This is a genomic window from Litoreibacter roseus (genome assembly GCF_009811795.1).
Lineage (GTDB): Bacteria > Pseudomonadota > Alphaproteobacteria > Rhodobacterales > Rhodobacteraceae > Litoreibacter > Litoreibacter roseus.
Window position 1 is genome coordinate 1286354 of record NZ_BLJE01000002.1, and the last position, 25067, is coordinate 1311420.

The following is a 25067-nucleotide window of genomic DNA, read 5'->3' on the forward strand; positions in this document are numbered from 1 at the left end:
GATTAACCTAGTGATTGGGCGCACATTAGTATAATGAATGATTGAAGAGAAATTCATCACGGAGTGTGATATGCTTAGAAATCTCGATCTGGTGTCCTTGCGGTCGCTCGTCGCGGTCGCCGATACCGGCGGTGTGACGAAGGCTGCGGGTTACCTTCATCTCACCCAATCGGCGGTGTCGATGCAGCTCAAGCGTTTGGAGGACGCACTGGGCCTAAAACTGTTAGACAGGTCGCACCGGACCGTGTCGCTGACAAGCGAGGGCGAGCAATTGTTGAGCTATGCACGCCGGATGATTGCCTTGAATGACGAGGTCTACACCCGCCTCACGGCAAAGGAGTATGAGGGCGAGATCGTTTTGGGCGTGCCCCATGATATCGTCTATCCCGCGATCCCGACCGTGTTGCAGAAGTTCAGCGCTGCGTTCCCTCGGATGCGTGTCAACCTTCTGTCGTCCTATACGATGAAATTGCGGCAGGATTTTTCCCGTGGTGAATGCGATATCATTCTAACGACCGAAGAAAGCTGTGGAGAGGGGGCTGAGACCCTCTGTGAACGCAGGCTGGTCTGGATCGGCGCACCGGGTGGCGTTGTGTGGAAGACACGGCCGCTGCGGTTGGCCTTTGAGGAAAGATGCTCATTTCGCAGTGCGGTGCAGCGCCGTCTGGATGAGGCCGGGGTTCCGTGGGAGCTGGCTGTGGAATCCGCGTCAACCCGAACGGTCGAGGCGTCCGTCAGTGCGGATCTTGCGGTTCACAGCGTCATTGAGGGCATGATGCCGCCTTACGTGGCACAGATAGACCACGGTGGCGCCTTGCCAGAGCTTCAGACGGTGCGGATCAATCTCTACCGCTCGGAATTGGCCCAAAGCCCGGCGGAGCAAGCGCTCGTCGATTTGCTGAGAGAGGCCTACACCGGTGTCAGTTCGTCATCTCAACGACAACCTTCCCGGTTGAACGGCGAGACCGCAGCAGCTCCAGCGCCTCTTCCGTTTGCGACAGGGGAAGCGTGTGGCTGATATGGGGTGTGATTTTCCCTGAGCCATGCAGTGAAAACAGTTTGCTCAGGCTGTCTGTCAGGACTTCTGGTTTGAATTTCAGATAGCCCCCCCAGTAAAAGCCAATGACCGTGATGTTTTTCACAAGAAGGTGGTTCGCAGCGATTTGGGGGACATCGCCGCTGGCAAAACCGATGGTCAGTACCCGCGCTTCGGGATTGCAGCTGCGCAGCGCAGCGGTGAACAGATCTCCGCCGACCGGGTCGTATACCACGTCAGCGCCGCCAAGTTCTTTGACGCGGGCGCGCAGATCATCGGTTTCAGTATCAATCAGGTGATCCGCCCCCGCCTCTTTGGCGACTGCCAGTTTGTCCGCGCCCCGCGCGACGGCAATGACTGTTGCGCCCATCAACTTGCCCAACTCAACGGCGGTTAAACCGACCCCGCCTGCCGCCCCAAGAACAAGAAGCGTTTCGCCGGGTTTCAGGTCCGCTCTGTAATCAAGCGCCACGTGCGATGTGGAGTAGGCGACCTGAAACGCGGCAGCGGTCACGAAATCCATTGCATCGGGAAGCGCCACGCAAAGTGCCGCTGGAAACACACCGTATTCTGCAAGTCCGCCGTGGCCACCGAACACTGCGACGCGCGCGCCAATCTCAAGATTTGACACGCCATCGCCAAGAGCAACGATTTCGCCCGCGACTTCCATACCCGGGGCAAAGGGTAGGTTGGGCCGCTCTTGATACGTCCCCTTGATCATCAGCAAATCCGCGAAGTTCAGCGCGCAAGCGTGTATCTTCAGAAGCACTTCGCCTTTCGCCGGGCTGGGCTTAGGGGCGTTCTCCACCAGTTCCGTTTTGCCAAATTCGGTGACTTGGTAGGCGCGCATATCAAACTCTCCTGACTGAATCGCTGTCTTCTACACAGGCGGATGCGGACGTGCCATCCCCGCAAGAGACCGCTGAGCGAGCCCCCCGCTAAAATTCCCGTATTGTTCTTGAATATTTGCTGCTAGTGTTCGGATCACAAGGGTGTCTGGGGGACACTTGTAGAGCGACGAGGCAGAACTCATGCCACATCCAGTTGATCTTCACCTGGGACGAAAATTACGCCAGCAGCGGTGGCTGTCTGGTATGACCCAATCCGAGCTTGGCCAAGCTGTCGGGATCAGATTTCAGCAAATACAGAAGTATGAAGCTGGCACCAACCGCATCAGCGCGTCCCGTCTTTGGGACATGGCGCAGGTGTTGGGGGTGCCGGTGGGTGTTTTCTTTGACGGCCTTTCATCGGATCACGAAGACGACGGCTTCGACGATGCGCAGGTACAGGGCGTGCCGGCTGGGACATCTCTGCCCGTCTGAGTTGAGGGGGTCGCGTAACGGCGGGACTTGATCGGCATGCGCGGGTATGCGAACCCAAAGTGCCGTCCACTGCCGGGGATCACATGACGTCAGAAGATACTATGCAGCTTGTGGCTTTGGCCGAGCGACTGGCCGATGCCGCCCGCGCCGAGACGTTGCGCCATTTTCGCGGCGGATCGCTGGGGACGGTGTCAAAGGATGCTGACGGGTATGATCCGGTAACCGTTGCAGATCGCGCGGCAGAGGCGGCAATGCGTGATATCCTTGCGGCAGAACGACCACAGGACGGGATCCTCGGGGAAGAATACGGAACGCAGGTAGGCACCAGTGGTCTGACATGGGTTCTGGATCCAATCGACGGCACACGGGGGTATGTTGCCGGAACACCGACCTGGGGCACGCTGGTTGCTGTCCACAACGGCACCGCGCCGATCCTTGGCCTGATCGACCAGCCTTACATTGGCGAGCGTTTCATCGGCGGCTTGGGTCAAGCTGCCTTCCGAGGTCCGCATGGAACGGGGGCCCTCAACGCATCCCGGACCACGACCCTGTCAGATGCGATTATCTTTACGACCTTCCCAGAGGTCGGGACCGAGGTGCAGCGTGCGGGGTTCGAGGCGGTCACCAAAGGCTGCAAGCTCACCCGTTACGGGATGGATTGTTATGCGTATGGACTTCTTGCCCTAGGCCACGTCGATTTGGTGATCGAGGCCGGTCTTGCCCCCTACGATATTCAAGCGCCCATCGCTGTTATCGAGGCTGCTGGCGGTATCGTGACAAATTGGGATGGTGCTCCGGCGGATCAGGGCGGGTCAGCTCTTGCGGCCGCAACACCTGCGCTTCATGCGGCAGCGCTTGAAATACTGAGAAGCTATGCCTGAGACACTGATCAAAGCGGCCCGCCACATTGTCACGATGGATGATGAGCGGACCGAAATCGCCCATGGCGACATTCTGATCCGTGATGGCGTGATCGCTGATATCGGCAAGGATCTGACGACAACGGGCGAAACCGTGCTGGCCGAGGGTTGTCTGGTCACGCCCGGTTTGATCAACACCCACCATCATATGTTTCAAACGCTGACCCGGGCTGTTCCTGACGCTCAGAACGCACTTTTGTTTAATTGGCTGGAAACGCTCTATCCCATCTGGGCAAGGTTCGGGCCTGAAGAGATGTTCACCTCGACGCAGATCGGGCTTGCCGAATTGGCTCTGTCAGGGTGTTCGATGTCCTCCGATCATCTGTATCTTTATCCGAACGGCGCACAGCTTGATGACACGATCGCTGCCGCGCGCGAAGTGGGCCTGCGGTTTCATGCAACCCGCGGTTCCATGAGCATTGGGCAGAGCAAAGGTGGGTTGCCGCCGGATATGCTTGTCGAGACGGAAACGCAGATCCTTGAGGATTGCATCCGTGTTGTTGATGCTTTTCATGACGACGCGCCAGGTGCGATGGTGCGCGTCGGGCTTGCGCCATGCTCGCCCTTTTCAGTCAGCACAGAACTCATGCGCGAGACGGCCGTGCTGGGGCGTGACAAAGGTGTTCGCCTGCATACCCATCTGGCGGAGAATGACGAAGACATCGCCTATTCGATCCTGCACTACGGGTGCAGACCCGGCCAATACGCCGAGCAGTTGGGATGGGTGGGCTCAGACGTTTGGCATGCCCATTGCGTCAAACTGGATGCCAGTGAGATTGATCTCTTTGCGCAAACAGGCACCGGCGTGTCCCATTGCCCATGTTCGAATTGCAGGCTGGGGTCAGGCATCGCGCCGATCCGCGCGATGATGGACGCCGCAGTTGACGTAGGGCTGGGGGTCGATGGATCAGCCTCGAATGACACTGGGAACCTCGCGGCGGAGGCCCGGCAGGCCCTGTTGCTTCAGCGCGTTGCTAACGGAGCGAAAAGCTTTTCCCCCTATGATGCTTTGGAGATCGCCACGCGAGGTGGCGCGAAAGTGTTGGGGCGCGAGAATGAATGCGGGCAGATCAAGACCGGGTTTCGAGCAGACCTTGCGTTGTGGGACATGACGGACGTGTCTGCCGCAGGCACATGGAATCCAGCCGCTCTGGTGCTGTCTGGGCCTAATCGTGTGCAGCACTTGTTTGTCGAAGGACGGCAGATCGTTCGTGATGGCCAGATCATCAGCTTCGATCTGGAGGCGGCGATCAAGACCCAAAACAGGCTGGCCGTCCGGTTGATGGAGTGAGTGTGATGCGTGTTGCTTTGATGGTTTGTCTGGTGTTCTGGATCACGGCGTGCGGCCCTGTTCCGGGGCGCGGTGCGAATGGCGAGGTTGTCGGTGACACCCAAGCACTTTTGAACGAGATCAGGGAAGAGAACGGCAAAGCGGCATTGGCCGAATCCCCGCTATTGCTACGGGCAGCGGCCCGCTATGCACGCGATCTCAGCCGAAGCGGGGCGTTCTCGCATACGGGGCCCGATGGCTCGACGCCCGGGTCAAGGGTGAGGGCTGCGGGGTATGACTGGTGCTTCATCGCGGAAAACATCGCACAGGGTCAAAGGAACGAGCAAACGGTCATGGAAGACTGGATGAAGTCCCGCGGACATCGCCGCAACATGCTGTCAGGTCGCGCGAAAGAATATGCGCTTGTGCGCGCGGAAGGAAACTACTGGGTCTTGCTGCTCGGGTCGAAATCCTGCTGATCACAACGGTTGCCCGCGATCCATACATCCCGGATTGCCCGATCGTCCCCCATCATGATTGTTGGGAATACGCTGTCCCAGAAGCCTTCGGCCTCGGCGATGCGTTGCGCGATTGCGGCGGTCGAGCTTAGGTTGAGCACCACCAGATCCGCCTCAAGACCCTTGGACAGGTTTCCAATCTGGTGATCTGCGTGAAGCACCTGCGCTGAGCCGCAGGTGGCCAACCAGAGCAGCTGCGAAGGATGCAGCGCGCCACCATTCAATTGGCCCAGCTCATAGGCCGCCGCCATCGTGCGCAGCATTGAGAAAGATGATCCACCGCCAGTGTCTGTCGCAAGGCCAATTCGCTGCCCCATCTGTTTCAGGCCAGCCATGTCGAAAACGCCTGATCCGATAAACGTATTCGACGTCGGACAATGTACCAATCCCGCACCGACCTCTTGAAGCCGATCTTTTTCTCGCGGCGTCAGATGGATGGCATGTCCGTAAAGACCCCGGGCACCGACAAGTCCATGCGCCTCATAAGTGTCCAGATAATCCGTGGCATCTGGGTAAAGGTCTTTCACCCATGCGATTTCCTCGGACTGTTCGCTGAGATGTGTCTGCATCAGGCAATCGGGGTGTTCCGCCCACAGAGCGCCCAACGCGTCCAGCTGCTCGGGCGTGGATGTGGGAGAAAATCTGGGGGTGATGACGTAGCCCAGCCTGTCCACGCCGTGCCATGTCTCGAGCAGGCGCTTGCTGTCTGTGTAGGCGCGCTCTGGTGTGTCCCTAAGGCTGTCCGGCGCATTGCGATCCATACAGGTTTTGCCAGTGAAAGCGCGCAGTCCCCTGCGCTTTGCCTCTTCGAAGTAGGCGTCCACACTTTCCGGGTGGCTTGTGGCGTAGCTGACGGAGGTCGTCGTTCCGTGGCCTAAGGCCAGATCAAAGTACCGTGCGGCGATCTTTCTGGCGTAGGTGGAATCGTTGAACCGAGCCTCTTCGGGGAAAGTATATGTATTCAGCCAATCGATCAGTCGTTTGCCCCAACTGGCAATCATCGCTGTCTGCGGATAATGCACATGCGCGTCAATGAACCCGGCCATGATTAGGTCGTCGCCGTAGTCCGTCACAGTCGCACCGGGCGGAACTGACAGATCTTCTGCGGGACCAACGGCGGCGATTAGCCCGTTTTCAATCACAACAGCGCCCCGCCGTTCAATCTGCGCGCAACTGTCCCAAGGCTGGGCGAAGGGATCGCCCGTGTACTGCAGTGTCTGCCCGCGTAGAACGTGTGTTTTGCCTGTCATGCGCCGGACCCTATCGGCCTGCAAAAGAAATGAAAATCGGTCATTGCACCTCTACCTTTCACAGAAACGCTCCGATATGGTCGCGCCAAGACGTAGGTTGATTGGGGGCGACATGACAGACACTCAGGTCAACGTTCAGGAAAGCCCCGAGGACGATTACGCGCTCGACAAGGAGCTTGTTGCCAATGTCGTGGCAGCCATCGAGGCGATGGATGCGATCGCTCTCGATACGTTGCTGGAACGGCTCCACCCGGCGGACGTTGCCGACCTTCTCGAACAGATTGATCCGTCTGAGCGTCGGGCTCTGCTGTCGCTTTGGTCCATGGGTATTGATGGCGATATCCTGTCCGAACTTGAAGAGTCCCTGCGCGAAGAGGTGATCGCCTTTCTGCCCGCCGGGGTCTTGGAAGAAGCGGTGCGCGATCTGGATTCGGATGATGTCGTCGATCTAATCGAAGACCTTGAGGACCAGCAGCAAGAGCAGATCCTTGAGGCCCTGAATGACGCAGACAGGGTCGCCGTTGAGCAGGCCCTGGCCTTCCCGGAGTTTTCGGCCGGTCGTCTGATGCAGCGCGAGCTTGTGGTCGCGCCGCAGCATTGGACCGTGGGCGAGGCTATTGATCACCTGCGCTCAGAGGATGACTTACCGGATGCGTTCTATCACGTGATCCTTGTGGATTCCGCGTATCACCCGGTCGGGTATGTTACCTTGGGCCGTCTTCTGGGATCGCCACGACAGACACCTCTGACAGAGCTGCAAGAAACCAGCTTTCGGGTTATTCCCGTGACCCAGCCAGAGCGGGACGTGGCCTACGCCTTCAACCAGTATCATCTAATCTCAGCACCTGTCGTCGATGAGGATGACCGGCTGGTTGGCGTCATCACCATAGACGACGCGATGGTTGTTCTTGATGAAGAGGCGGAAGAAGACATCTTGCGCCTCGCGGGCGTTGGCGGGGACGAGAGCCTGTCGGACCGTACGCTGGAAACTGTACGTCAGCGCTTTCCATGGCTGGCGGTAAATCTGGGAACCGCCATACTTGCCTCAGTTGTGATCTCACAGTTCGAGGAAATTCTGTCTCAGATCGTGGCACTTGCGGTCTTGATGCCCATTGTGGCGTCCATGGGCGGCAATGCCGGGACGCAATCTCTGACAGTTGCGGTGCGCGCGATAGCGACCCGGGACCTCACCGGATCAAACCTATTGCGGGTGGTCCGCCGCGAGGCTGTCGCGGGGTTGATCAACGGTGTGATCTTCGCGGTCGTTATGGCGATTATCGGTGTGCTGTGGTTCGGAACGCCGCTGTTGGGGATTGTGATCGCCGTCGCGATGGTCGTCAATCTGGTCGTTGCGGCGTTGGCTGGTATCCTGATCCCGATCGGCCTTGAAAAGCTGGGCGTCGATCCTGCGCTGGCGTCCGGGGCATTCGTGACCACTGTCACGGATGTCGTGGGCTTTTTCGCATTCCTGGGATTGGCCGGGGCGCTGCTGGTCTAGCTGTTCGGCATTTCCAAGGTCAATGTTCGGCCGCGCCGCACGTATTTCAGTTGCGTCTCGCCAATCGCGGCAACCCGGCCTCCGTCGATATTGTCGCCAACAGCTACCTTCTTGAACCGACCATTCGGCATGCGGACCAAGGCGCGTCTGCTTGAGGGTGTTCCGAAGACGCCAACCAGCGCAACATCCCCGAGAGCGATTGCGTTATTGTCGGTTGCGGCCCGCGCGACGCTGGGGGCGATAGGCCCCGTTGGTTGGGCACGGCTGCGCGCAGGTACGGCAGGTCCGCTGGCCCGGCCTGCAGCGGTGGATGCGCTCCCCGCCGTATCGGACGGTGTCGCGCGCACGCGGGTTGCCATCCGCTCGATATCTCGAGGCCGTGCCGTCGGGCGCAGTGTCGTGGCGGACGCGGTTTGCACCGCCGGACCGCTGGCGGCCTCAGCCAACGCTCGTGCGATCGCAGAGGTCTGGGCGTCGCTCTGGCGGGCAATCTCGGCAATACGGTCCTGCGCGAATGCGGCGACTTCAGGGGGGCGGCGAACGGGTTTATTCTGGTTCGGGCCGGTTGGAAAGATGGACCCAAGGTTAGAGATCTGCGCCTGCGACGGCTCAGCCGCCTCCGACAGGATATCCGGTCGCTGGATCGGCAAGCGCCGCGTCACCGCTTCGATCGCGTCTACCACATCGCTTGGCGCATCTTCGAGCGTCGGTCGAACATCGGGCGCGGCAGGCGGTTTGCCCGCTTGGACCGGCACACCATCAGGCGTCACGATCCCCTCTTCGGTCGGTACGATAAGGCCGTCATCGGACAACTCGTAAGTTGTGCCGGCGGGGGGCGGGGGAAGTGGTGCGCGGAATTCTTCTTCGGACTCCGGTACGATCTGTTCCAACGCGTCCGGGGCGTTGGTATTTGGAAGTTCGGGGTCAAACCGGGCTGGAACGATATTGCTGACGGTGTCTGCGACGCGGGCGCGGCCCATCTCGGGTGATTGTGGCCAAATACCGGTCGCTGCATACTGCGTTGCAGTGTCTACGGGATCGCCGGCAGAGCTTTCTGGCTCAACGCTCTCAATGCTTTCGGTATCAGGGACTGCGACCGCGACGTCTTCTTCGGCTGGGGCAGGGGTAACCTCTTCCGGGAAAGGTAGAGCGGCAACCGGAGCGGTTGCCGCGCTCTCTGTATTTTCAACCGGCACACTTGGCGCAGCGTCGGCTTGGGTTTCTGGCTCTGGCTGCACGATGATTGGCGGTGGCGGATCGTTTGTCACGATCTCGTCCGGTCCGGCAAACATCCGTGCGACGGAGCCTTCGGGCAGAACGAAAGACGACAGGATGGCAAAGAGACCCAGAGCAATCAGCAGCAGTATCGTCAGGACTAGACCTAGCCCCGCGCCGCCTTTGGGCTGTTTGGGTTTTTTAGCCAGTTCCGCGATTGAATCGCGCTCATTTGTCTCGTTGGAGGCTGGCCTCTTTTCCGCGACAGGCGCCTTTGGTCTAGTCGGTGGAGGTGCTTTGATTGATGGCTCGCGGGCGACGCCTTTGATGGGCGCGGGTGCTGCTGTGGAAGGCAGGACTTGCTTTCCTGCCTTCACCTGAGCGCTTGGATCAAGAAGCACAGGTTGCGTTTCTTCCGCTTCCGCAGGTTTTAGAGGCGGTTCCTTCCGCGTCAAAGCGGCCTCGGCTTTTGCGACGGTTTCAGGTGAAATTTCATCGCGCGTTGCCAGAATGCGCGATGCCCTGCGGCTGGCAAAGGCTGGAACGGCCCGATCTGCAACCAATGGGGCGGGTGGCTCGGGCGGTTTGGTGATCGGATCGGCGTAGTTCTCAACGATCCGCACCGGGTCTTCGTCCGTATCAAAGCCGCCCGTGCCCGACCAAGGACCCAAAAACGGCTCCCCATCGAAATGCTTCGGGTCTGGTATCGCCGCGAACCCGCGCGGATTCAGCTGATAGGACGACAGGAATTGTTCGGCCTCTTTCAAGGTTTCGCGCGCGACCGCGACGACCTTCACCTTTGGCGCCTGACCCGAGATATCGTAGCGCAATTCGTCCGCGCTGTAGGGGGTCCGCTCACTCAGCGCGTCCGCCACTTCCCGCTCTATGTCCTTGTCGATTTTGACGGTGGCATACAGCAGTTGCGACGCGGGCAGGATCAGCTTCGTTGTAAACTCAGGCCCCTCCAGGTCCAGCGCCATCTGCCGTAGTTTGTCGAGACCGTCTTTCAGATCATCGCTGTCCAGCGCCACTGATCCAATTTCGACCCAGCCCTGTGCCTCGGCGGGGCGATTGGGATCACGATGAAGAAGGACAATTGCGTCCTCATTCAAATTTAGCGCAAAATTCGGCATCATCAGCAGTGTTCAGCCCCAACTCGATCCGGGTCCCGCGGGCGCCCTCTGAAAACGTTCCGCCTTATATCCGATATCAGGCGTTTTAGAAAGGTGGGCGCGGATGGTGTATCGCGCCCACTTTCATTTGTTGCAGCTTAGGCTGTCGCCTTGCTAAGCGCTTGATCCAGATCAGCGATCAGGTCTTCGGCGTTTTCAATGCCGATGGACACGCGAACGACATTCGGTGCAGCACCCGCGGCCTCTTGCTGTTCGGCGGTCAACTGGCGGTGCGTTGTCGATGCGGAGTGGATGATCAGCGATCGGGCATCGCCCAGATTTGCCACATGGCTGAAGATTTCCAGGCTGTCGACCAGCTTGATGCACGCCTCATAGCCACCTTTGACGGCGAAAGTGAAAAGCCCACCAGCGCCTTTCGGGCAAATTTTGGGGACCCGCTTCTTGTAAGGCGAGCTGTCAAGGCCCGCATAAGTGACGAAATCGATGCGGTCATCTTTTTCCAGCCACTGCGCGATCTTCTCGGCGTTCTCTACATGCCGTTCCATACGTAAAGACAGCGTCTCGATACCCATCAAAGTGTAGTGAGCGGCCTGTGGGTTCATTGTCATGCCCAGATCGCGCAGACCGATTGCGATGCCGTGGAAAGTGAATGCAAGCGGGCCGAAGGTCTCTGCGAATTTCAGTCCGTGATAGGCGGGCTCGGGCTCGCTCAGGGACGGGAACTTGCCGGACGCTGCCCAGTCGAACTTACCGGAATCGACCACACAGCCACCGGTGACCGTGCCGTTGCCGGTCAGGTATTTGGTGGTAGAATGCACGACGAGCGTGGCGCCGTGTTCGATGGGACGGCAGAGATAAGGTGTCGCGGAGGTGTTGTCGACGATCAACGGGATGCTGGCGGCGTCGCTGATCGCAGCAATGGCATCCAGATCCGTGATATACCCGCCGGGGTTGGCGATCGCCTCGCAAAAGACTGCCCGTGTGTTGTCGTCGATCGCCGCCTTGACCGCATCCTCATCATCGAAATCGACGAATTTCGCGGACCAGCCGAAGCGTTTGATGGTTTGGGAAAACTGCGTGACCGTTCCGCCGTAAAGGCGGGTGGAGGCGACCACGTTGCAGCCGGGTTGCATAAGCGGGAACAACGCCATGATCTGTGCGGCATGTCCCGAGGAGCAACATACTGCGCCAACGCCGCCTTCCAGCGTCGCGACGCGTTCCTGAAGAACAGCCACTGTCGGGTTGGTCAGCCGCGAATAGATGTAGCCAACCTCTTGCAGATTGAACAAGGCTGCGGCGTGCTCTGCATCGCGAAACACATAGGCCGTGCTTTGATAAATCGGCGTCTGCCGCGCGCCGGTTGCCGGGTCAGGCCGCGCGCCTGCATGAATTTGCAACGTATCGAAGCCGTAGCTTTCCGTGTCTGACATTAGGCCACTCCCATTTTTTGTTTGGGCGCAACCTAGGGCAAGCGTTTCGCGGGAACAATCCCACACGCGGCTGAGCGTTCGCTGGCAAACCCCGGCGAAGCTCTTTACGCTCAAACTACCGATTCAGGAGGATTTATTCATGACATCTCGACTTCTCGACGATCCGTCCAACCGCGAGGACCCACCGTCCAAAGACCGTATTGATCAGCTCTTTTTTCAAAGCCGCAACGTTATTATCACCGGTGAGATTAATGACAAGGTGGCCCACCGCGCTGTGACTCATCTTTTGGCCCTCGCCGAGGCGGGGGATGATCCAATCAACGTGATGATTTCATCGCCCGGCGGGCATGTGGAATCCGGTGACATGGTTCACGACGTGATTAAGTTTATCAAACCCACCGTGCGAACCATCGGGTCGGGCTGGGTTGCCAGCGCGGGCGCTTTGATCTTTGTCGGCGCCGAGCGGGACAATAGGTACTGTCTGCCCAACACCCGCTTCCTGCTGCATCAGCCCGCAGGCGGAATTGGCGGCTCGGCCAGCGATATGATGATCCAAGCCGATCAGATCCGGATTATGCGTGAACGCTTCGATCATCTGTTCGGGGAGGCCACCGGACAGAAACCTGAAAAGATCGCCGCAGACACCGCACGTGATTTCTGGCTAACGGCGTCAGAGGCAATTGAGTATGGCCTGTGCGGACGTCAGATCACCCGCGTGACGGAGCTTGGCTAAGCTATGCCGACCCCGTTCCACCTTGCGTATCACGTGACGGATCTCGACGTGGCGCGCGCTTTTTATGGCGACACGTTGGGATGCAAGGAGGGACGGTCCACCGACACATGGGTGGATTTTGATTTCTTTGGTCATCAGATTTCGCTTCATTTGGGACAACCGTTTCAGACTTCGAATACGGGCAAGGTCGGGGACCATATGGTTCCGATGCCGCATCTTGGTCTGGTGTTAGACTACGAGGATTGGCGCAAACTGGCTGATCGTCTGGGGGCGGCGGAAACCCCTTGGGTTTTGCCGCCCTCCGTCCGGTTCGAGGGGGAGCCGGGCGAGCAATGGACAATGTTTTTCAGGGACCCGAGCGGCAACCCGATAGAGATCAAGGGCTTCCGCGATGTGGACGGCGTGTTCGCCAGTTCATGACAGCCGCGAAGAGATTACGCCTGTATTGAACCCGCCCATCCGTAATTCCCCGAACAGGCGTTGATACTCGATCTTGGGGCAGCGGTCCTCGACAACCTTTAGACCGTTGTTGCGCGCTTTCTGGGCGGCATCGGCATGCTGTACGCCAATCTGCATCCAAATCGTGCGCAGGCTTGGCAAAGCTTCCATAGCTTCATCGACAATGCCCGGCACCGCGTCCGATTTGCGGAAAATATCGACCATATCGACCTGCGCCCGGTCCGGAATATCTGAAAGGCTGGCTGCAATCGGGTCGCCAAAAAGGAGTTCACCCGAATAGCCCGGGTTTACCCCGATGACCCGAAACCCTTTCAAGGACAGGTACCGCGCAACGTAGTGACTGGGTCGGACGGGGTTTAGGGACACCCCGACACAGGCGATCACCTTTGTGGTGGTCAGGATTTCTTTGATATCGGCGTCGGTCATGGGGAATGGTTGCAACGCCAGATCGGCAATGCAACCATCCTGTTATTTAGTTGACCGGTGCTTAGGCTGCTCTCTCGGCTTTTGGTGTCCACGCAAACTTAGCGAATGCGTCGTCTGTCGGCGTGTCAAAGATCGCATTGGTGTAGTTGGACATCACCTTCTGGGCGAGGATCAGGATCACATCGAGAATGGCGCGTGTTCCATAGCCTGCATCTTCGAACCGTTGGATCTCTTCCGCGGTCGGGCGACCATGGGCATCGCGGACGGCTAAAGTGAATGCCCTTAGGGATTCCAGTTTCTCATTGGGCAGCGGGGTTTCGTCGCGCAATGCATCGATGATGTCCTGGTCGATTTTTTCGCCGTGTGCGATCGCGGTGTGGGCCGGGACACAGTAGTGACATGCATTCGCGACGTTGACAGTCATCCAGACAACGGTGCGCTCGTCTGGGCTGAACGCAGTTCCGTCGATGGCAAGGCGGTGTAGCCGCTGGTAGCCTTCCAGCAAACCGGGGCTTTCAGCCATGACGCCGTGCAGGCTCGGCAACCGACCGAATGACTTGATGGAGTTTTCCAGAAGCGGCTTGGAGCCGTCGGGCGCGCTTTCCAGATCGTGTACTTTCGTTTCGGGCATCCCTTGTCCTTTCGCAGTTCATTGGTGTTGGGCTACACCTAGCGATCGGATTGCAAAGAGATAGACCGACCAGCGCGGACGGTCTGTGCGGGGATGCAGATCAAGTCTGAGTGATCAAATTTTTCACAAAAAAAGCGCCCGCGATCCTGCAATGGCATCGACGGGCGCAGTTATCGGAACGAGGGACAGTGAAGCTAGGCGCAGCGTTCCGTGCGTACGCCTGCATCAATGAGTTAGGCAATTGGAGCAAGCGTTCCAGTGGTCAAACACGTTTGTGAACGGATCGGGTCATTCGGTCGCGGGTCCGTGCCCAACATCTGGTGGTTTCGGCACCTTGGTTTCATAGAGCGCCACCGCGGCGGCATTCGAAACGTTCAGAGAACCGAAAGATCCGACGGGGTCAATTCTGGCCAATACATCGCAAGTGTCCTTGGTTTTGTCTCGCAACCCCGGACCCTCTGCGCCCAAAACCAACGCAAGTGGGCCGTCCATTCCACGTGTCGTGGCGTCTAACGTATCGGCGCCTGTTTCATCCAAGCCAACAAGCGTGTAGCCCATGTCGCGCAGTGTCTCCATCGCTGTGGCGAGGTTTTTGACCCGCACGTAGGGCTGACGTTCCAACGCACCCGACGCGGTTTTGGCCAATGCACCAGTTTCCGGGGCGGAGTATCTATGCGGTGCGATGACGGCGCGCGCGCCGAACACTTCTGCAGATCGCAGCATCGCGCCTACATTGTGCGGGTCTGTGACCCGGTCCAGCACCAGCACGCGGGCCGGCTGTCCGTGCGGGGCGCACAGATCCGACAGAGATCCCCAGTCGAGCGGTTTGACTTCCAGCGCCGCGCCCTGATGCACCGATTGCGGATCAAGCGGGGCGGCGAACTTGCGCGGGTCCGATGTTTCGATCTGAAGATCACCTGCTGCCGGGATGGCATCGGCCAGCCTGTCGGCCGCGTTCTTTGTGACGACGAGCTTCAGCTTCTCCCGCATGGGGTTCAGAAGCGCGTCTCGCACCGCATGCAACCCGAACAGCCAGACAGTTTCTGCTGCCGCAGCGCGCCGGTCTCGTTCCTTCTGGATCACCCATTTGGGCTTCTTCTGTGCCATGGTGGCCTCTTTCGTTCGGGTGATCCACGTTGACCATTTGCACGACCCAGCTACAAGAGCAGAGCGCGCGTTTTTCATGTTGACGGAGCGCAGGGACACTTATATTCCAGCCGCTCAGTGGGCGACAGGCCGCAAGGTGTGGCAGGGGACTGTAACTCCCTCGCGGAGACGCACGCCTGGTTCGATTCCAGGGTCGCCCACCACTTCTCACTTTTGTTTGGTAAGCCCCGCGCGCAGTAACGCGAGGCTTTGTGCTTTAAGCCGGGGCTGCGCCTTGGGTGCCGACATACACCGCATAGATTGACTGGCTCGCCGCCATGAAGAGGCGATTGCGTTTCGGCCCGCCGAAACAAACGTTTCCACAGATCTCGGGTATCCGGATGCGCCCCAAGAGCGTGCCGTCAGGCGCCCAGACTGTTACGCCGGAATAGCCGACATTCCGCCCGGCGTTGGACGAGCACCAGAGGTTCCCCGCAACGTCGGCGCGAACCCCGTCGGGGCCGCATTTGACGCCATCAATCATGAAGTCCGAGAAAAGTCGGCCGTTCGACAAAGTGCCATCATCGTTCACGTCGAACGCATACATGTTGCCCATGCCGCCGGGGCCAGTATCGCCGGGACCTTTGCCCGTGGAGGCAATGTACAGAGTTCTGTAGTCCGGCGAAAAGCACAGACCGTTGGGGTCCGGCGCGTCGTCCTCTGTGGCGACCTGAGTGACTGTTCCGTCGGGCGCGATGCGGTAGGTTGCAGTTGGCAGTTCCCGCACGGCCTCCCCGATCTCCGGCGGCTGTCCCAGACGATTGTTCAGAAGCCCGTCGACGTTGGAAGGACCGCCAGCCGCATCCGGCGCGCCTTCATAGAGCTGGCCCCCATAGGGCGGATCGGTGAACCAGTAGCTGCCATCCGGATGCGCGACGACGTCGTTGGGTGAGTTTAGACCCTTGCCTTCGAAGTTGTCCGCAAGGATCGTGACAGAGCCATCAAGCTCATACCTAACAACCCGGCGTGTGAGGTGCTCACAACTCAACTGGCGGCCCTGAAAATCGAAGCTGTTCCCGTTGGAGTTGTTCGACGGGTCCCGAAACTCCGACACGTGGCCGTCGTCTTCCAGCCATCGCATCTGACGGTTGTTCGGAATGTCGGACCAGACAAGGTAACGCCCTTGCGCGTTCCATGCAGGTCCCTCGGCCCAAAGCGCACCGGTCCAAAGCCGCTGGATCGGGGCGTTTGGCTGCATCAACCCCCAAAATCGGTCGTCCAGTGCGATGACGTCGGGGTCCCAGAAATATACGTTGGGCGGCGCGTCAGGAGCAAAACTCCGTGACGGCTGGGTGATCGTGCTTGGCGGCTCGACCGCCGTTGACTGGGCATTTGCGGCAATCGGCGCCAAACCCAGTGTTAAACCTGTGCTGCCAATAGCGCTCAATGCGGTTCGACGGGATACGGTATGTCTATGCGACTTCATGAAAGATCCTCCCAAACATATCAATGAAGACCGCCAGCGTAGGAGCTATCGGATCAGAGTAAGGGGATTTCTCTGACGTCAGGTCAGTCTGGGCGGAGGTCCGCCAATCGGGTGCTGGCGTGAGGTCGGGCGAACCAAAAGGCCATACCCGCGGATTTCCTTTTTCTTCTTCTTTAGCTTTTACAGCAAACTGGCTAGCGTTCCGCGACATTCTGAAACGGTTATATGCCTTCGAAAACGCCCAAATCCCGGTCGACAGACGCTACGCCTGTTTCTCAGACGTTCAACATTCTTGCCGTCGCGCAGGCGGGGCGTCTGCAATACGAGGCGATCCTGCTTCTGGCCTCGCTTCGGGACACCAATCCGGATTTTGCCGGACGCATCATCATAGCTGAGCCGCAGATGAACGATCAGTGGGCGCGGGATCCGAAGATCAACAACCCTGACGTTCGCGCCCTTCTCATCGCGCTTGGCGCCGAGATTCTGCCGTTCGAGAATAAGGTATTCGGCGCGTCCTATCCCTACGGCAACAAGATCGAGGCGTTAAATGTCTTGCCGGAGAAGGAGCCGTTTCTCTTTCTGGATACCGACACGCTTGTGATTGATGACCTTGCGCGTGTCCCGTTTGATTTTGACCAGCCCACCGCGTCGATGAAGCGCGAAGGGACGTGGCCCAAGATCGAGCTTTACGGACCGGGATATGCCGAAACCTGGAAGTCGCTCTACGACAGGTTCGGGCTGTCTTTTGAGGATACTCTGGATCTGTCCCAGCCCGATGAGTACTGGGCCCGGTATCTCTATTTCAACGCGGGGTTCTTTTATTACAGCTGTCCGCGTCAGTTTGGATCGCGTTTTTTGGAATACGCATGGGCGATCCGCGATGATCCTCCGTCCGAGCTGGTGTGCCAAGAGATGTCGCCTTGGCTGGATCAGGTTGCCTTGCCGCTTGTGATCCATTCGTTCGGGGGCGGGCGGGATGCGGCTGTTTCTGATGTTATGGATCACGTAGCGACATGCCATTACCGCGCGCTGCCTTTGCTATATGCGAAGGAAAGCGATGCTGTCGTCGATGTCCTTCACAGGGTTTCCGCGCCCAACAAGGTCAAGAAGGTCGCCAAGCAATATGATCCGTTCAAGCGGATGATCTATCAAGGACGTGGCATGAAAGTGCGGGCCATGTTTGACCGCGACGACCTCCCGAGGAGAGAACAGCGGATCCGCAATCAGATCAAACGTGCCAACCTGTGGATGCGATAGCGGCGCTAATTGGTGCAACCTCTGGCATAGAGGTCAGCCGCACTGTCGGCGCCGGAGCACAAAAGCCGCTGTTCAGCGCTGCCGCGTTGAAACGTCGAGCTGCCGCTGGTGCTTGTCTGATAGGTTGTCGCGCAGCCCGATACGAGAAAGGCGAGGGCCACAGCCGTAAGAACGTGGGGGCTTGGGGTGCATACAGTTTTAAATTTCACGTTAGTCTCCTGACCCGGCACAACCTGACCACGCGCTTGACGGGCATGAGCCGATGTTTTCTTTGCAAAATGCAAGGGCGCTGTGCCTCACGATCTTAGTGCGCGAGATAGGGCAAAAGTGATCGGTGTCTTGTGCATGGGCAGAGAAGTGGCGGTTTTTTGATCACCCGACGGTGTAGTCTGGCTTACTGAGATTGTTTGACACGACGATATGAAGCACTGCGATCAGTGCCGTTACGCCACCCGCTACACCAAGCGCACCAAGCCCGTAGGAGGAGATGACGGCACCCCCAAGAGCCGACCCCAAAGCGGCACCGACGTAGATTGCAGCGGCGTTAAGGGCCAGGACAACGCCGGTTCGTTCCGGCGCTATCGCGATCAGTCTCACCTGCTGGCCTGCCATGAAAGACCACCCGCAAATCGACCAAACCAGAAGCAACCCAAACAACAGGCTATTGGGGAGCGGCAGTGTCGAAAAGAGCGGCATCAGAACGACCTGCAGGCCTGCCAAACCAAGGAGCGTCCGAAATGGACCGATTTTGTCTGCAAGCATGCCGCCCAGAACATTCCCAATGACCGCGCCTAACCCGAAGATGAGCAAGGCAACCGTGATGCCATCCCGCTCAAACCCCATCTGGGTCGCAAGGAGCGGACTGATGTATGTGTAGAGGACGTAGATCGCGCCCAGAAAAGATGTGGTGAACAAGACAGCCAGCATCGTCGGTCCATCGCGCAAGGTCGCGCCCAGATCAGCAAGGCTCACAGTCTCAAATGACAGACCAGAAGGCACCCGCGTCCAGATCAGAAAAATACAAGGCAAGGCCAACGCAACAACGATCAGAAGTGCCGCGCGCCACCCGAATGTGTAGGCCACGAAGCTTCCCATCGGGACGCCAAGAACCTGTGCGAGGGTCAGCCCGAAAAATACGGCTGCCAACGCGCGTCCGCGCCGTTCCGGTGGGCTTAGCCCTGCGCCAACAGCTGCTGCGACCGGTGTAAACATTCCCGCGCCCGCTGCCGCAAACATGCGGGCGACATTCAGTGCTTCGATATTCGGTGCGAAGGCTGAGGCAAGGCTCGCCAATCCAAACAGGGAGAGCCCATAGGTCAGGATACGCCGTCGCCCGATTTTGCCGGTCAGTGAGACCAGCAGCGGCGACAAAATCGCGTAGGCAATGGCGTAGGTAGTCATGATCCAACCTGCCGCCGAGGCGGTCAGGGAAAAATCATCTGCAATCGGATTCAGGAGCCCGATTACCACAAAGGCACCCATGCCGATCACGAAGTTGGATGCCGATAGGACCGAGATCAGCAGAGGATGCGCACCGGTGGCGTCACTCACGTGCGGGCTTCTTTCTCTTCGATCCCGGAGACCCCCTCGCGTCGGGCCAGTTCCGACAGAACATCCTCGAACGGCACGTCGCGCGCGGCGAGCATTACCAGCAGATGATAGATCACATCCGCCGCCTCTGCGGTCAGGTTGGCCCGGTCGTTCTTTGCGCAGGCGATCACCGCCTCAATCGCTTCTTCCCCGAACTTCTCGGCGCATTTATCCGGACCTTTTGACAGAAGCTTCGCTGTCCAGCTGGTTTCGGGCGCGGCGGTTTTCCGGTCTTCGATGGTCTTGGCCAGCACATCAAGGACGTGGGTCATGCGTCTATCCTCATGTTCAAACCTGCGCGCGCCATATGCAGCTTGGCCTCCTGAATGGTAAAATCGCCGAAATGAAAGATCGAGGCGGCGAGCACGGCGTCCGCACCACCAAGTGTTACGCCCTCGACAAGATGATCCAGCGTGCCGACGCCGCCCGAGGCGATGACCGGGATCGTTACCGCGTCAGAGATGGCCCGCGTGAGAGGCAGGTTGAAGCCCGAACGTGTGCCGTCCCGGTCCATCGAGGTCAGCAGGATTTCCCCGGCGCCCAGATCTGCCATCTGTCGCGCGAACGCGACGGCGTCGATGCCCGTTGGCTTGCGGCCGCCATGGGTGAAAATCTCCCAACGGTCGTCTGCCACCGATTTGGCATCGATGGCCACGACGATGCATTGGCTTCCAAAGCGATCTGCGGCTTCCGCCACAACAGTCGGATCGGCGACAGCGGCAGAGTTGAAGCTGACTTTATCCGCGCCTGCCAGAAGCAGCTTGCGCACATCATGATGTGTGCGCACGCCACCTCCGACGGTGAGCGGGATGTAGCAGGCCTCTGCCGTGCGGGTGACCACATCAAACATTGTGCCCCGGTTTTCATGGGTCGCGTTGATGTCCAGAAAACAGATCTCGTCCGCGCCCGCGGCGTCATAGGCCTTTGCTGCCTCGACAGGATCGCCCGCGTCGATCAGATCGACGAAGTTCACGCCTTTGACGACGCGACCGTCTTTGACGTCAAGGCAGGGGATGATGCGGGTCTTGAGCATAGCGGTCCGTTCTGAAACTCCGCGTTCATCTAGCGGCTTATGTCAGCCGATGCCAGAGAAGTGATTGGAACTGTGCTATGAAGGATGTGTTCTGTCTGCACGTGCCAATTTGGAGGAGTCACCATGAAGAAAGTTTTAGCTGCATCCTTTGCCCTTGCCATATCCGCAACCTCTGCCTTCGCGGCGGATCTCGTTCAGGTTTCGACATCGAAATCCGTGGATGAAGCCATGGATGCGCTTGAAGCCGCCGTCGGCAATGCAGGTGCAACGGTGTTTGCCCGTGTGGATCATGCACAAGGCGCGCAAAACGTGGATATGGAACTGGCGGATGCGCAACTTTTGATCTTCGGCAATCCAAAACTTGGCACACCTGCGATGCAGGATGACATCCGGGCAGGGCTCTATCTACCGCTTAAAGTGTTAGCCTATGAAGGCGCGGATGGGCAGGTTTACCTGACATACGAAGATCCGTCGGCAATGCTCGGCGATCTCGACGTGGGCGCTGATGCAGAATATCTGAAGATGATGACCGGCGCGCTGAATAAGCTGACGACCGCAGCGGCGAACTAGCCCTTCAGCACTGCCAACGCTTCGCCGAGGTCGAACGCACCGTCATAAAGCGCGCGTCCACTGATCGCACCGTTCAGGGGCGCGTTTGCTGTTTTCAGCGCTTTCAGATCGTCCAACGATGAGACACCGCCGGATGCGATAACCGGGATCGAGACTGCGCGCGCAAGTGCTGCTGTCGCCTCGACGTTCGGTCCCTGCATGGCACCATCGCGGTTGATATCTGTGTAGATGATCGCCGCGATCCCAGCGTCTTCAAACTGGCGAGCCAAGTCGGTCGCTTCGATATCGGTCTCTTCCGCCCAGCCCCGGGTGGCAACCATGCTGTTGCGGGCGTCGATGCCGACAGCCACCTGACCGGGGAACGCCTGCGCCGCATCGCGGACCAGTGCTGGGTTCTCAACCGCAGCCGTGCCCAGAATGACCCGCGCCAAGCCCTTGCTCAGCCATGTTTCGATGGTCTTCAAATCCCGAATACCCCCGCCAAGCTGCGCCGGGATGTCCGTAGCGCTCAGGATTGCTTCGACCGCGTCTGCGTTCACGGGCTGGCCCGCGAATGCGCCGTTCAGATCCACAAGATGAAGCCATTCGCAACCGGCCTCCTGAAAGCTGAGGGCTTGAGCTGCCGGGTCATCGCTGAACACGGTCGCCTGATCCATCTCCCCCTTATAAAGCCGGACGCAGTTTCCGTCCTTCAGGTCAATCGCAGGGTAAAGGATCATCTTTCGCACTCGCTTGGATCGTCAGATTTGGCGCCTCTTAACCACACCTTAATCCGGGCTGCAAAGATATAAGACCCAACGTTAGCCTTGCCTGATCGGTGGTCGGTCCGGCAACACTGAGTTCACGATATGAGGGAGGACATCATGAATAAACTCGTTTTGGCACTGGGTGCTGTACTGGTGAGTGCCGGTTTTGCGGCTGCAGACCCTTTGGAAGGGCAGTGGCGCACGGCAAAGGATGACAACGGAAACTCCGGCCTGATCGACGTTGCGCCCTGTGGCAATGCGTTGTGCGGAACGCTGATCCGTTCCTATAACAGTGCCGGACAGCAGATTCAGTCAGAGCATACAGGCCGCCGGATCATCTCCGCGACCACGCCTTCAGGTGGCGGAAAGTACCGCGGCAAGGTTTTTTCGCCGGATCGGGGAAAAACCTATAACTCCAAGCTGCAACTTAACGGCAACACGCTGAAGGTGTCGGGTTGCGTCTTTGGGATCTGCCGGGACGGTGGTACGTGGCAGCGCGTCAACTGAACTGAACGCCAGCCTCTGACGGCCAATGCGGTCAGGGGCTGCTACGGTGTCCAGGCCAAAAAGTTCGATATCATGCGAAGGCCAGCCGACTGGCTTTTCTCGGGGTGAAATTGCAATCCGATGATCGTGTCACGCGCGACAATTGCCGTGATTTCTTCTTCGTACTCGACATAGGCCAAGCGATTTTCGGGATCTGCCAGTTTCATATGGTAGGAATGCACGAAATAGGCGTGATCACCGGTGTTGATGCCGTCCAGAACCGGATGCGGGCGATCAAGGATCAGATCATTCCAGCCCATATGCGGAACCTTCAGCGACGTATCGCTCGGCGCGATCTTGACGACTTCCCCGCCGATCCAGTCAAAACCGGGCGTGTCTTCATATTCGCGCCCCCAACTGGCAAGCATCTGCATACCAACGCAGATACCCATAAAGGGGCGCGCGCGTGTTTGCACGGCGTCCGCAATGGCTTCATACAACGCCGCGCGATCCTGCATCAGCGCCTTGCGGCAAGCCGGAAACGCCCCGTCACCGGGCAAAACAATCCTGTCTGCACGGGAAACGTCTTCGGGCTTGGACGAGACGATGACAGAACCATGCCCGCCCTCCGCAGCCATGCGCTGAAACGCCTTTTCTGCTGAGTGCAGATTGCCGCTCTCGTAGTCGACCAGAACCGTCAGCACGTCAGAGGCTGCCCTTTGTCGAGGGGATCGCATCCGATTTACGAGGGTCGGTTTCAACGGCGTTTCGCAGCGCCCGCGCTACAGCCTTGAAGGCTGCTTCCGCGATGTGGTGGCTGTTGAACCCGTGCAATTTGTCGATGTGCAGCGTGATGCCCCCGTGGGTCGCCAACGCCTGAAAGAACTCCCGCACCAGTTCGGTATCGAATGTGCCGATCTTGGCCGTTGGGAGGTCCAGATTGCAGATGAGATAGGGCCGCCCGGACAGGTCAAGCGCCGTGCGCACTTGGGCGTCATCCATCGCCAGATGGCACTCGCCATAACGGCGGATGCCTCGCTTGTCCCCGAGCGCCTGTGTCAGGGCCTGACCAAGAGCGATCCCTGTATCTTCAACGGTGTGGTGATCGTCGATGTGCAAATCGCCCGTTGCCCGAACTTTTATATCGATCAGCGCGTGACGGGCAAGCTGGTCGAGCATGTGGTCAAAGAACCCGACGCCCGTTTGATTGTCGTACTGTCCAGTACCGTCGAGATTGATTTCGACGGAGATATCGGTTTCTGCAGTGGTTCTGCTGATTGAAGCTGTGCGCATGTCACTCATATCCCAAGTCTCGGCGGCTTATAGGCCGGGCATCGTCAAGCGCCAAGATGGTCTGTCACATTTGCGACGCGGCATGGCAAGTGCGCCGCAGGGCAGGGCAACCTCTTGCGGAGATCGCCCTGCATTGGCTCACTTCGGATAAATCTGGATCGAAGGAATTTCGACGTGGCTCGGCTGCTCAATTGCATAGATGAAGGCCCGCGCGATATCGTCAGGCCGCAATGCGTCCGGCTTTTCTTCATCGAAAAATGGCGTGTCGACCATGCCAGGGTTGATGTTGGTCACCCGCGCCCCGGTGCCTGACAGTTCGGCTGCCAGATTGTCTGCATAGCCCCGAATGAACCATTTTGTGGCGCCGTAAACTGAGCCATCAATGTTTATATGGCCCGCTTTGGAGCCGGTCAGTATAAGGTGACCGCCTGATTTTTTAAGGTGCGGGATGGCGTGCTTTGCCGTCACCGTCACACCATAGTTGTTGACCAGTATCATTTCCTTGAAGTTTTCGACGTCACCGTTTTCAGTGCCTTTTGCCGAAGCGCCAAGACCGGCATTTGCAAACACCACGTCAATCTGCCCAAAGTGTTCTACCGCTTTGTCGAACATCGCTTTTTGCTGATCCGGGTATGTGACGTCGCATTCGATCGCAAGCGCGTTGTCGTCGCCCAGTTCCTCGGTCAGGTCGTTTAATTTGTCCAGTGATCTCGCGGCCAAAGCAACTTTGTGGCCAGCTTTGACAGCGTGTCGGGCGCAGGCTGCGCCAATGCCGGAGGATGCGCCTGTGATCAGGATAACTTTGCTCATTGTGTTCGGACTTTCTTGAAAGAGGGCGGGGCGGTTCAGAACGCACCCCGCCGGAAATTAGGCCGCGTTGGTCAGTTGAGTGTCAGCAAAAGCTTCAACCAGCAGGCGCGCGACCGGTTCCGCGGATGCGGGGTTTTGGCCTGTCACGATGTTCCCGTCGCGTACCGCATAGGCTGAGAACTTGTCGGAGGTTGCCTCAAACTTCGCGCCCTTGGCGCGCAACTCGGTTTCCAGCAAATACGGCACAACGTCCGCCAATCCGACCTCACGTTCTTCCGCGTCTGTGAATGCATTGATCTTGCGGTCCGCGACGATCGGGACACCGCCAGAGGTTGTCGCGGACAGCAGACCAGCCGGACCATGACAGACGGCGCCGACAATGCCGCCTTTGTCAAACATATGCCCGACGAAATTTGCGAGCTCATCGGATTGCGCAAAGTCCCACATTGTGCCGTGCCCGCCCGGCAAAAACAGACCGTCATATTGGTCTATCTCAACGTCACCGATGGCTTTGGATGTCTGCAGGTCAGCCATTGCGTCGCCGTCGTCAAGGAAGCGCTGGACACTTGGCTTGCGATCCCCTTCTTCCCCGATAGAAGACGGATCAGCGGGGGCTTCGCCACCTTTGATTGAAGCGAAGTCAATTTCGACGCCTGCATCCCTCAGTGCCCAATAGGGGATTGCCATCTCGTCCATATAGAACCCCGTCAGGCGATCGGATTCGGGAAATTGGCTGACAGATGTCAAAATGAACAAAGCGCGTTTGCCGGACAGATCGGTCATGGTCATTCTCCTGTGTTGTTCGGATATCTGGGAAATGGGCTTCGATCAGCCATTTGACAAAACGGGAAATTTAGGGAAGCTCATAA

Annotated in this window: 28 protein-coding genes and 1 tRNA gene; 12 read left to right on the forward strand and 17 right to left on the reverse strand. The window is 58.5% G+C overall.

Going from position 1 to position 25067, the window contains the following annotated elements; all coding sequences use genetic code 11:
- Window positions 1-70 precede the first annotated feature (70 nt).
- On the forward strand, window positions 71-1018 hold the full coding sequence (locus KIN_RS13385) for a LysR family transcriptional regulator (protein ID WP_159807706.1): 948 nt from the start codon (window positions 71-73) through the stop codon (window positions 1016-1018).
- On the opposite strand, the gene KIN_RS13390 is transcribed toward KIN_RS13385, so the two are convergent.
- Window positions 921-1886 carry an NADPH:quinone oxidoreductase family protein gene (locus tag KIN_RS13390; RefSeq protein WP_159807708.1) on the reverse strand — a complete coding sequence of 322 codons (966 nt, stop codon included), beginning with the start codon at window positions 1884-1886 and terminating at the stop codon, window positions 921-923. The two genes, KIN_RS13385 and KIN_RS13390, sit on opposite strands and share 98 nt — an antisense overlap.
- A 181-nt stretch (window positions 1887-2067) precedes the next feature.
- Here KIN_RS13390 and KIN_RS13395 point away from each other — a divergent pair, with 181 nt between their 5' ends.
- From KIN_RS13395 to KIN_RS13410, 4 genes are all read left to right on the forward strand, one after another.
- Window positions 2068-2358 (forward strand): helix-turn-helix domain-containing protein, encoded by a 291-nt coding sequence (locus tag KIN_RS13395; protein ID WP_159807710.1) that lies wholly within the window; start codon window positions 2068-2070, stop codon window positions 2356-2358.
- Window positions 2359-2441: 83 nt separating this feature from the next.
- Window positions 2442-3239, forward strand: coding sequence for a histidinol-phosphatase (hisN, locus tag KIN_RS13400; protein ID WP_159807712.1), 798 nt, complete (start codon window positions 2442-2444; stop codon window positions 3237-3239).
- Window positions 3232-4569, forward strand: a complete 1338-nt coding sequence (locus KIN_RS13405; RefSeq protein ID WP_159807714.1) for an 8-oxoguanine deaminase — start codon at window positions 3232-3234, stop codon at window positions 4567-4569. The genes hisN and KIN_RS13405 overlap by 8 nt, the downstream gene beginning before the upstream one ends.
- A 5-nt stretch (window positions 4570-4574) precedes the next feature.
- Window positions 4575-5027, forward strand: a complete 453-nt coding sequence (locus KIN_RS13410) for a CAP domain-containing protein (RefSeq protein ID WP_159807716.1) — start codon at window positions 4575-4577, stop codon at window positions 5025-5027.
- Here KIN_RS13410 and guaD read toward each other — a convergent pair.
- Window positions 4991-6316, reverse strand: coding sequence for a guanine deaminase (guaD, locus tag KIN_RS13415; protein WP_159807718.1), 1326 nt, complete (start codon window positions 6314-6316; stop codon window positions 4991-4993). The two genes, KIN_RS13410 and guaD, sit on opposite strands and share 37 nt — an antisense overlap.
- Before the next feature lie 112 nt (window positions 6317-6428).
- Here guaD and mgtE point away from each other — a divergent pair, with 112 nt between their 5' ends.
- Window positions 6429-7814, forward strand: a complete 1386-nt coding sequence (gene mgtE / locus KIN_RS13420; protein WP_159807720.1) for a magnesium transporter — start codon at window positions 6429-6431, stop codon at window positions 7812-7814.
- Here mgtE and KIN_RS13425 read toward each other — a convergent pair.
- Complete coding sequence (locus KIN_RS13425; RefSeq protein ID WP_159807722.1) at window positions 7811-10165, reverse strand: hypothetical protein; 2355 nt, start codon at window positions 10163-10165, stop codon at window positions 7811-7813. The genes mgtE and KIN_RS13425 overlap by 4 nt on opposite strands.
- 134 nt (window positions 10166-10299) lie before the next feature.
- Window positions 10300-11592 (reverse strand): O-acetylhomoserine aminocarboxypropyltransferase/cysteine synthase family protein, encoded by a 1293-nt coding sequence (locus KIN_RS13430; protein WP_159807724.1) that lies wholly within the window; start codon window positions 11590-11592, stop codon window positions 10300-10302.
- Between the two features lie 139 nt (window positions 11593-11731).
- Here KIN_RS13430 and KIN_RS13435 point away from each other — a divergent pair, with 139 nt between their 5' ends.
- Both KIN_RS13435 and KIN_RS13440 read left to right on the forward strand, forming a co-directional pair.
- Window positions 11732-12325 (forward strand): ATP-dependent Clp protease proteolytic subunit, encoded by a 594-nt coding sequence (locus tag KIN_RS13435; protein ID WP_159807726.1) that lies wholly within the window; start codon window positions 11732-11734, stop codon window positions 12323-12325.
- 3 nt (window positions 12326-12328) lie between these two features.
- Window positions 12329-12745 carry a VOC family protein gene (locus KIN_RS13440; RefSeq protein ID WP_159807728.1) on the forward strand — a complete coding sequence of 139 codons (417 nt, stop codon included), beginning with the start codon at window positions 12329-12331 and terminating at the stop codon, window positions 12743-12745.
- Here KIN_RS13440 and KIN_RS13445 read toward each other — a convergent pair.
- The 3 genes from KIN_RS13445 to rlmB form a co-directional block, all read right to left on the reverse strand.
- Window positions 12740-13210, reverse strand: coding sequence for a CoA-binding protein (locus KIN_RS13445; protein WP_159807730.1), 471 nt, complete (start codon window positions 13208-13210; stop codon window positions 12740-12742). The genes KIN_RS13440 and KIN_RS13445 overlap by 6 nt on opposite strands.
- Before the next feature lie 61 nt (window positions 13211-13271).
- Window positions 13272-13841: a carboxymuconolactone decarboxylase family protein gene (locus KIN_RS13450; protein ID WP_159807732.1), complete on the reverse strand. Its 570-nt coding sequence runs from the start codon at window positions 13839-13841 to the stop codon at window positions 13272-13274.
- Window positions 13842-14129: 288 nt separating this feature from the next.
- Window positions 14130-14948, reverse strand: coding sequence for a 23S rRNA (guanosine(2251)-2'-O)-methyltransferase RlmB (rlmB, locus tag KIN_RS13455; RefSeq protein ID WP_159807734.1), 819 nt, complete (start codon window positions 14946-14948; stop codon window positions 14130-14132).
- Between the two features lie 119 nt (window positions 14949-15067).
- Here rlmB and KIN_RS13460 point away from each other — a divergent pair.
- Window positions 15068-15151 (forward strand) — tRNA-Tyr (locus tag KIN_RS13460).
- 53 nt (window positions 15152-15204) lie between these two features.
- On the opposite strand, the gene KIN_RS13465 is transcribed toward KIN_RS13460, so the two are convergent.
- Complete coding sequence (locus tag KIN_RS13465; RefSeq protein ID WP_159807736.1) at window positions 15205-16413, reverse strand: SMP-30/gluconolactonase/LRE family protein; 1209 nt, start codon at window positions 16411-16413, stop codon at window positions 15205-15207.
- 225 nt (window positions 16414-16638) lie between these two features.
- Between KIN_RS13465 and KIN_RS13470 the strand changes: the two genes are divergently transcribed.
- On the forward strand, window positions 16639-17670 hold the full coding sequence (locus KIN_RS13470; RefSeq protein ID WP_159807738.1) for a GT-B fold glycosyltransferase domain-containing protein: 1032 nt from the start codon (window positions 16639-16641) through the stop codon (window positions 17668-17670).
- Between the two features lie 5 nt (window positions 17671-17675).
- On the opposite strand, the gene KIN_RS13475 is transcribed toward KIN_RS13470, so the two are convergent.
- From KIN_RS13475 to hisF, 4 genes are all read right to left on the reverse strand, one after another.
- Window positions 17676-17879, reverse strand: coding sequence for a hypothetical protein (locus KIN_RS13475; protein WP_159807740.1), 204 nt, complete (start codon window positions 17877-17879; stop codon window positions 17676-17678).
- A 163-nt stretch (window positions 17880-18042) separates the two neighbouring features.
- Window positions 18043-19221 (reverse strand): MFS transporter, encoded by a 1179-nt coding sequence (locus tag KIN_RS13480; protein ID WP_159807742.1) that lies wholly within the window; start codon window positions 19219-19221, stop codon window positions 18043-18045.
- Entirely contained in the window at window positions 19218-19532 is a 315-nt protein-coding gene (locus KIN_RS13485; RefSeq protein ID WP_159807744.1) for a phosphoribosyl-ATP diphosphatase, read from the reverse strand. The genes KIN_RS13480 and KIN_RS13485 overlap by 4 nt, the downstream gene beginning before the upstream one ends.
- A complete protein-coding gene (hisF, locus tag KIN_RS13490; protein ID WP_159807746.1) occupies window positions 19529-20293 on the reverse strand; it encodes an imidazole glycerol phosphate synthase subunit HisF in 765 nt (254 codons plus the stop codon). Before hisF ends, KIN_RS13485 begins: the two co-directional genes overlap by 4 nt.
- Window positions 20294-20416: 123 nt before the next feature.
- On the opposite strand from hisF, the gene KIN_RS13495 reads away from it, so the two are divergent.
- Window positions 20417-20863 (forward strand): DUF302 domain-containing protein, encoded by a 447-nt coding sequence (locus KIN_RS13495; protein ID WP_159807748.1) that lies wholly within the window; start codon window positions 20417-20419, stop codon window positions 20861-20863.
- Here the strand turns inward: KIN_RS13495 and hisA are convergent.
- Window positions 20860-21582: a 1-(5-phosphoribosyl)-5-[(5-phosphoribosylamino)methylideneamino]imidazole-4-carboxamide isomerase gene (gene hisA / locus KIN_RS13500; protein ID WP_159807750.1), complete on the reverse strand. Its 723-nt coding sequence runs from the start codon at window positions 21580-21582 to the stop codon at window positions 20860-20862. The genes KIN_RS13495 and hisA overlap by 4 nt on opposite strands.
- Window positions 21583-21726: 144 nt before the next feature.
- Here hisA and KIN_RS13505 point away from each other — a divergent pair, with 144 nt between their 5' ends.
- Complete coding sequence (locus KIN_RS13505) at window positions 21727-22116, forward strand: DUF2147 domain-containing protein (RefSeq protein WP_159807752.1); 390 nt, start codon at window positions 21727-21729, stop codon at window positions 22114-22116.
- Between the two features lie 41 nt (window positions 22117-22157).
- Here the strand turns inward: KIN_RS13505 and hisH are convergent, their stop codons facing one another.
- The 4 genes from hisH to KIN_RS13525 form a co-directional block, all read right to left on the reverse strand.
- Complete coding sequence (hisH, locus tag KIN_RS13510) at window positions 22158-22799, reverse strand: imidazole glycerol phosphate synthase subunit HisH (protein WP_159807754.1); 642 nt, start codon at window positions 22797-22799, stop codon at window positions 22158-22160.
- A 1-nt stretch (window position 22800) separates the two neighbouring features.
- Window positions 22801-23388 (reverse strand): imidazoleglycerol-phosphate dehydratase HisB, encoded by a 588-nt coding sequence (gene hisB / locus KIN_RS13515; protein WP_159807756.1) that lies wholly within the window; start codon window positions 23386-23388, stop codon window positions 22801-22803.
- Window positions 23389-23526: 138 nt separating this feature from the next.
- Window positions 23527-24198 (reverse strand): SDR family oxidoreductase, encoded by a 672-nt coding sequence (locus KIN_RS13520; protein ID WP_159807758.1) that lies wholly within the window; start codon window positions 24196-24198, stop codon window positions 23527-23529.
- A gap of 57 nt (window positions 24199-24255) precedes the next feature.
- Entirely contained in the window at window positions 24256-24981 is a 726-nt protein-coding gene (locus KIN_RS13525) for a type 1 glutamine amidotransferase domain-containing protein (protein WP_159807760.1), read from the reverse strand.
- Window positions 24982-25067: the final 86 nt, after the last annotated feature.

Excerpts from the sequence above, each read along its gene's own strand:
- KIN_RS13385 (WP_159807706.1), top strand. The coding sequence starts at position 71 with ATGCTTAGAAATCTCGATCTGGTGTCCTTGCGGTCGCTCGTCGCGGTC.
- KIN_RS13390 (WP_159807708.1), bottom strand. The coding sequence starts at position 1,886 with ATGCGCGCCTACCAAGTCACCGAATTTGGCAAAACGGAACTGGTGGAG.
- KIN_RS13395 (WP_159807710.1), top strand. The coding sequence starts at position 2,068 with ATGCCACATCCAGTTGATCTTCACCTGGGACGAAAATTACGCCAGCAG.
- hisN (WP_159807712.1), top strand. The coding sequence starts at position 2,442 with ATGACGTCAGAAGATACTATGCAGCTTGTGGCTTTGGCCGAGCGACTG.
- KIN_RS13405 (WP_159807714.1), top strand. The coding sequence starts at position 3,232 with ATGCCTGAGACACTGATCAAAGCGGCCCGCCACATTGTCACGATGGAT.
- KIN_RS13410 (WP_159807716.1), top strand. The coding sequence starts at position 4,575 with ATGCGTGTTGCTTTGATGGTTTGTCTGGTGTTCTGGATCACGGCGTGC.
- guaD (WP_159807718.1), bottom strand. The coding sequence starts at position 6,316 with ATGACAGGCAAAACACACGTTCTACGCGGGCAGACACTGCAGTACACG.
- mgtE (WP_159807720.1), top strand. The coding sequence starts at position 6,429 with ATGACAGACACTCAGGTCAACGTTCAGGAAAGCCCCGAGGACGATTAC.
- KIN_RS13425 (WP_159807722.1), bottom strand. The coding sequence starts at position 10,165 with ATGATGCCGAATTTTGCGCTAAATTTGAATGAGGACGCAATTGTCCTT.
- KIN_RS13430 (WP_159807724.1), bottom strand. The coding sequence starts at position 11,592 with ATGTCAGACACGGAAAGCTACGGCTTCGATACGTTGCAAATTCATGCA.
- KIN_RS13435 (WP_159807726.1), top strand. The coding sequence starts at position 11,732 with ATGACATCTCGACTTCTCGACGATCCGTCCAACCGCGAGGACCCACCG.
- KIN_RS13440 (WP_159807728.1), top strand. The coding sequence starts at position 12,329 with ATGCCGACCCCGTTCCACCTTGCGTATCACGTGACGGATCTCGACGTG.
- KIN_RS13445 (WP_159807730.1), bottom strand. The coding sequence starts at position 13,210 with ATGACCGACGCCGATATCAAAGAAATCCTGACCACCACAAAGGTGATC.
- KIN_RS13450 (WP_159807732.1), bottom strand. The coding sequence starts at position 13,841 with ATGCCCGAAACGAAAGTACACGATCTGGAAAGCGCGCCCGACGGCTCC.
- rlmB (WP_159807734.1), bottom strand. The coding sequence starts at position 14,948 with ATGGCACAGAAGAAGCCCAAATGGGTGATCCAGAAGGAACGAGACCGG.
- KIN_RS13465 (WP_159807736.1), bottom strand. The coding sequence starts at position 16,413 with ATGAAGTCGCATAGACATACCGTATCCCGTCGAACCGCATTGAGCGCT.
- KIN_RS13470 (WP_159807738.1), top strand. The coding sequence starts at position 16,639 with ATGCCTTCGAAAACGCCCAAATCCCGGTCGACAGACGCTACGCCTGTT.
- KIN_RS13485 (WP_159807744.1), bottom strand. The coding sequence starts at position 19,532 with ATGACCCACGTCCTTGATGTGCTGGCCAAGACCATCGAAGACCGGAAA.
- hisF (WP_159807746.1), bottom strand. The coding sequence starts at position 20,293 with ATGCTCAAGACCCGCATCATCCCCTGCCTTGACGTCAAAGACGGTCGC.
- KIN_RS13495 (WP_159807748.1), top strand. The coding sequence starts at position 20,417 with ATGAAGAAAGTTTTAGCTGCATCCTTTGCCCTTGCCATATCCGCAACC.
- hisA (WP_159807750.1), bottom strand. The coding sequence starts at position 21,582 with ATGATCCTTTACCCTGCGATTGACCTGAAGGACGGAAACTGCGTCCGG.
- KIN_RS13505 (WP_159807752.1), top strand. The coding sequence starts at position 21,727 with ATGAATAAACTCGTTTTGGCACTGGGTGCTGTACTGGTGAGTGCCGGT.
- hisB (WP_159807756.1), bottom strand. The coding sequence starts at position 23,388 with ATGCGCACAGCTTCAATCAGCAGAACCACTGCAGAAACCGATATCTCC.
- KIN_RS13520 (WP_159807758.1), bottom strand. The coding sequence starts at position 24,198 with ATGAGCAAAGTTATCCTGATCACAGGCGCATCCTCCGGCATTGGCGCA.
- KIN_RS13525 (WP_159807760.1), bottom strand. The coding sequence starts at position 24,981 with ATGACCGATCTGTCCGGCAAACGCGCTTTGTTCATTTTGACATCTGTC.